The organism is Mesorhizobium sp. M0159 (assembly GCF_040322295.1).
GTDB lineage: Bacteria > Pseudomonadota > Alphaproteobacteria > Rhizobiales > Rhizobiaceae > Mesorhizobium.
The window spans coordinates 1-5,315 of the sequence record NZ_JAMYTF010000109.1 but is presented as its reverse complement, the minus strand read 5'-3'; the positions used below and the strand labels follow the sequence as shown (position 1 = coordinate 5,315).

At 63.1% G+C, this 5,315-nt stretch carries 5 protein-coding genes; 1 reads left to right on the top strand and 4 read right to left on the bottom strand.

Features of this window, described 5'->3' with window-relative positions:
• Positions 1-430 precede the first annotated feature (430 nt).
• Positions 431-652 carry a 2Fe-2S iron-sulfur cluster-binding protein gene (locus NKJ32_RS35015; protein ID WP_352830491.1) on the top strand — a complete coding sequence of 74 codons (222 nt, stop codon included), beginning with the start codon at positions 431-433 and terminating at the stop codon, positions 650-652.
• A gap of 699 nt (positions 653-1,351) precedes the next feature.
• On the opposite strand, the gene NKJ32_RS35010 is transcribed toward NKJ32_RS35015, so the two are convergent.
• From NKJ32_RS35010 to NKJ32_RS34995, 4 genes are all read right to left on the bottom strand, one after another.
• Positions 1,352-1,858 carry a flavin reductase family protein gene (locus tag NKJ32_RS35010; RefSeq protein ID WP_352830489.1) on the bottom strand — a complete coding sequence of 169 codons (507 nt, stop codon included), beginning with the start codon at positions 1,856-1,858 and terminating at the stop codon, positions 1,352-1,354.
• A 25-nt stretch (positions 1,859-1,883) separates the two neighbouring features.
• Positions 1,884-3,302 carry an FAD/NAD(P)-binding protein gene (locus NKJ32_RS35005; protein WP_352830488.1) on the bottom strand — a complete coding sequence of 473 codons (1,419 nt, stop codon included), beginning with the start codon at positions 3,300-3,302 and terminating at the stop codon, positions 1,884-1,886.
• Positions 3,299-4,474: an FMNH2-dependent alkanesulfonate monooxygenase gene (gene ssuD / locus NKJ32_RS35000; protein ID WP_352830486.1), complete on the bottom strand. Its 1,176-nt coding sequence runs from the start codon at positions 4,472-4,474 to the stop codon at positions 3,299-3,301. Before ssuD ends, NKJ32_RS35005 begins: the two co-directional genes overlap by 4 nt.
• Before the next feature lie 32 nt (positions 4,475-4,506).
• The coding region (locus tag NKJ32_RS34995; protein WP_352830483.1) for an acyl-CoA dehydrogenase family protein at positions 4,507-5,315 on the bottom strand (809 nt) is incomplete at its 5' end.

The following is a 5,315-nucleotide window of genomic DNA, read 5'->3' as shown; positions in this document are numbered from 1 at the left end:
AACTACGCTCGAAAGGACGACCTTAAGAGCGCAGCTTCGCTACCGGGCCATGCTCCCGCAAGGCGGCCCTCGCCGGAGGCGTACGAGCCGCCGTTCGCCCAACGGCTCAAATCGACCCTATCCAGAAATGCGCTGCTGAAAGGCGGATGGCCGGGCCTGACCCTGAGCTGCCCTTCATCAGCCCATTTCGTCCCCCGATAGCCGACATTGGCCGGAACCAGCATTCGTGATCCGAACCGGTCATTTGCTCGCTCGGCTCGATCTTCCGGCATATTGCCGTCCCCTCAGTTCGGCGCACGCAGCCGATAGCCGATCCCGGTCTCCGTAAGGATGTACTGGGGGTGTTCAGGATCACTTCGAAGCTTTTCAGCCTCCCGAGCTTGATGGCGCGCCACCGGAGCCCTTCAGGATCGAGCTGCGTGACGGCAGGATGGTCGACGTTCCGGCGGCGACCTCGGCGCTCGCGGCCCTGCGCGCCGCCGGGGTGCCGTTGCTGGCCTCATGCGAGAACGGGGTTTGCAGGACCTGCGAATGCGGGATGCTTAGTGGACAGCCGATCCATCGGGATTCCGTACTGTCCAAAGACGCACGCGGCCACCGCTTCATCCCCTGCGTGTCGCGCGCGACGGGTGTGCTGAAGCTCGATCTGTGACGATCTGCTCTGGGATGCATCGGTCCGGCCGATTTTCGGGGAACTGAATGACGACGAAACTTGCCATAATCGACGAGCTCTACCAGGCCTTGTCCACGGCCGAATGATGGAATTATCCAGCGCATGGTGCGGCATGCACCACGCCGATGCCAGAAGATCTGGACGCTCGACAAGCACCGTTCTTCATACATTTCCCGAACGACCCGCAGCGCAAAGCCTCCCGATGAGAAAAGAGCATCCATGTCTTTCACGCCTTTGATTGCCCCCGAGATCAAGGCCCGCTACCCGGATTTTCATCTGATCAGCATTGTGGTGCGGAACGCTGAAATCGACGTGCCGGATGCACAGGCGTTGAACGACAAGATTGCGGCGCCATACGCCAACGCCAGGCGCAGCAATGTCGCTGCGTCCGCAACATTGCGACGACGCACGGTTCGTGATTTGATCTATATGGTGGATAAGTTCGGCGACAAGAGGCGTCGGACGCAGCTTTGTTCTGATTGCCTTTCACGCCTGGCACAAATGATACTCCGGATCGACCCGAACGAGTCGGCACGTTTGGCAAGCGGAGCTGAAGGTCTACAAAGAGGTCGGTACACGCGAGATGAGCAATTTGCGCTGAAGAAGGCGAGCCGGCCAGCGTTGTGGTGTCGAACGCTTGGGATCACTGCCACGCCAATTAGGAGAACTGACAGGCGCTTACGGCGATCCGTAGGCGCCGTGATGATAGATCAGCGCAGGACCGGGCTCTCCGCTCATCACATGGCGGACACTGCCGAGAATCAACGCATGGCTGTGGCGAATGATAGTATCCTCAACCGTGCAATCGACCGCGGCAAGCGCGCCTTCAAGTGCCAGTGCGCCTGTCGCAAGAGCAGACCAGCGAGCTCCGTCATAGCGTGCGGAGCCCTTCAAACCACCTCGACCGGCGAAGCGGTCGGCGATTGCACTCTGGTCGGCACGCAGCACGTTCACGCAGAAGTGCCGGTGCCGGTTAATGGCTGCCCAGGTCGACGAGCCCAGATTGATGCTGACGACCATCACCTCAGGTTCGACTGACAAGGAATGGGCTGTGGTAACGGTTGCGCCAGTCCGTTCATCGCCCACACCCGCGGTGATGACGGAAACGGCTCCGGCCAGATGTCGCATCGCAAATTTCAAGGGAATCCGGGATTCAACCAGGGGGACGCGTTCCGTCAGTGTCATCTCGATAGCCTCATCGTTTGCAGATTCACGACGCCTTGCGGCGCAACGCCGTTTGATATCCAAGCCATTGGCAGATTTCGGCGGCGATGCGCTCGGCATGCGCGGTAACTTCGGGAATTCCCATCAATTCGCCGACGCTGCCGCGCGCCAGCGGTCCGCTGACGAAGATATTGTCGGTCGGGCGCCCGGATGCACCGACTGCACGGCCTTGCGGATCGGCCTCCAAGCCGAGACCAATCGGGTCAAGCCGGACCAAGCCCAACTGTCCGAGCTCGGCAATCGCCGTGTTGGTCCTGAAGAGCTCGGCATGTGCCGGACCTGTCGTCACGATCACCCAATCGAAAGCCTCGACAACGAAGCTGCGTTCGCCACGCAGCCGCTGCGCAATGCGAATGCGCCCGTCGACCACCTCGGCGTCGGCAATCGATGCCGCGCGATAGGCGAGCTTGCCCTCGGCAACGCGTCGATCGAGCACGTCCGCAACTTGCGGCGCGAGGCGGAAGCGATGCACGTCCCAGAGCGCACGAAGATTGCGCGCCACACGTCGCTGCTCGGCTAGCGGCAAGGCCTGCCAGATGGTTTGTCCCTGACGTCGGACGGCATCGAGCACCGGATGCCAGTCTTCGCCCCGACGCTTGGCATCAAGGATCGTTGCCCGGATGCGCCTGAACAGTGCCGTTGCGCTGCGTGAAGGAAGGGTCGTGAAATCACCAATTGGATCGGCCAGCATCGCTGCTTGGCTGCGCGAGCGGTAGCCGTGACGTGACAGCGCGACGATGTGGCCGCGATGCCCCCTGCGGTCGAGCGTTGCAATCACGTCCGCCGACGTCAGTCCGGTGCCAACGACCAGGACACGGTCGTCGCGGCCGATCGCTTCCAGCCTCTCGAGATCATAGGGATTGGCCACCAGCCCGGCTGTGCCAGCCACGGACTTCAGGGGCATCGGCAAGGCCGGCGGCGGATGCGTCGTCGCAATCACCACGACGTCGGCAGCGAGCGTCCCGCCATCAGCGAGGATCAGACGGTAGCCCTCGCCGGTGCGCTCGACCGATGCGACGGCGGACCTGACATGGCGGATCGTTTTGCTGAGAAGGAAGGGCCGGAGATGAGATTCCACATAGCGCCCGAAAATGCGACGCTGCGGGTAGAGTGCTCCGTAGGCGGCAATAGCCTCGGCATCGTCTCCAATGGCTCTGGTCTGCTCCAGCCAGTCGGCAAAGTGGCTGTCCTGGCCGGAGATCAGCGTCATTCTCGACGCCGGCACATTGATACGATGCGCCGGATCGGCCGTGGAATAGGCCAGACCATAGCCGAGCCCCTCGCGGGGCTCGACGACCACGATATCGGATGCACCGGCCGGGAGCAGTCGCGCTAGATGAAACGCAGTCGCCGCACCTGAAAAGCCGCCGCCGACAATCGCTATGATCGGTTCGCTGGCGCTCAAGACTGGCTCGCGCGCAGCGACGACGGGCGATGGTCGCCGGCCACCGTTTCGCCGAAGGGGCCCATGTTAACCGCCGTCGGCCGCGTCGAGATTTCGTGATCGAGTGGCAACAGCGGCAGCACCAGTTCGCCGAAGCGATAGGCTTCCTCCAGATGCGGATAGCCGGACAGGATGAAGGTATCGATGCCGATGCGCCGGTATTCGTTGATGCGCTCCGCCACCGTCGCCGCATCGCCGACCAGAGCGGTGCCGGCGCCGCCGCGCACCAGGCCGACACCGGCCCACAGATTCGGACTGATTTCGAGTTTGTCGCGACGGCCGCCATGCAGCCGGCTCATGCGCGACTGGCCGACGGAATCCATGCGCGCGAAAACCTTCTGCGCCTCGGCGATCGTCTTGTCGTCCAGGCGGCTGATCAGGCGGTCGGCATCGGCCCAGGCTTCGTCATTGGTTTCACGGACGATGACATGCAATCGGATGCCAAAGCTCACAGCGCGTCCGGCCTTCTCGGCAAGGCCGCGCACATGCTCGACCTTGGCGGCGACGTCAGCCGGCGGTTCGCCCCAGGTCAGATATTTATCGATCTGCTCGGCGGCGACCGCATTGGCCGCCTCCGACGAACCACCGAAATAGAGCGGCGGATGTGGGGTCTGCACAGGCGGGAACAGCAGCCTTCCGTCCTCGACGCGGAAGTGCTTGCCTTCGAAGGCAACGGTCTCGCCGCTGAGCACGGCCTTGTAGATATCGAGGAATTCCCGCGTCACCTCATATCGCTCGTCATGGCTGAGGAAGATGCCGTCGCCCTTGTTCTCGACCGGGTCGCCGCCGGTGACGACGTTGATGAGCAGGCGCCCGCCCGAAATGCGGTCGAGCGTCGAGGTCATCCGCGCGGCGAGCGTCGGCGATTGCAGGCCCGGCCGCACCGCAACGAGGAAGCGGAGCCGCTGCGTCAACGGCGCCAGCGCCGACGCCACCACCCAGCTGTCCTCGCAACTGCGCCCGGTCGGCAGCAACGCGCCGTAATAGCCGATGGCGTCGGCTGCCTTGGCGACCTGGGTGAGGTAGGGCAAGTCGACCGCCCTGCCCCCCTCGGAGGTGCCGAGATAGCGGCTGTCGCCATGGGTCGGGAGAAACCACAGGACCTTGATCCTGTCGGGGATGGAAATGCTCATGAATAGTCCTCTATGACTTGACGGCGTCTCGCTCAGCTCCAGGCATGGAACGGCGGATTGACGTCGTTCAGGTAGTAGTTGCCGAGGATCGCGTATTTCCAGCGCACCGGATCGTGCAGCGTGTGGGTGCGGGCGTTGCGCCAATGCCGGTCGAGATTGTGCTCGGCCAATGTCGAGCGCGTGCCCGCGAGTTCGAAAAGTCTGTTGGTGGCGTTGATGGCGATCTCGGTGGTGAGGATCTTGGATTCGGCAACCGCGATCTGCGCTTCCGCGACGGTCTTCTCGTTGGGGTCGAGCACAGCGCGATCAACCGCAAGGCCGGCCTTGTCCAGAACCGCCTCGGCCGCATTGGCCCGCAGGCGGAGGTCGCCGACCGCCTGGATCGTATAGGGATCCTGCCAGGCATGATCGACGCCGCTATCAATCCACGCACGCGACTTGGTGCGCACGAAGTTGACGGTTTCGTCTATCGCCGCTTTGGCGATACCGAGATCGACCGCGGCCTGGATGATCTGGAAGATGGCGCCGTCGGCCGTCGGCCTGTCGTAGCCCTTGTAGCCGGGGACGAGATGCGTCTTCGGCACCTTGACATTGTCGAGCAGGACGGTGCCGGACAGTGTCGTCTTCTGGCCGAAGCTCGACCAGTCGTCGATGACAGTCAGTCCGGGCGCACCGCGGTCGGCGATGGCATACCAGGCGCGGCCTTCGTCATCGAGCGCCACGATTGGCACCAGATGGGCGAGCAGCGCGCCGCTCGAATAGAATTTCTGGCCATTGACCACGACGTGGTCGCCAGCGTCGACGAATTTGGTCTCGAAGTCGGCCGCCCGCTTGGAGCCGA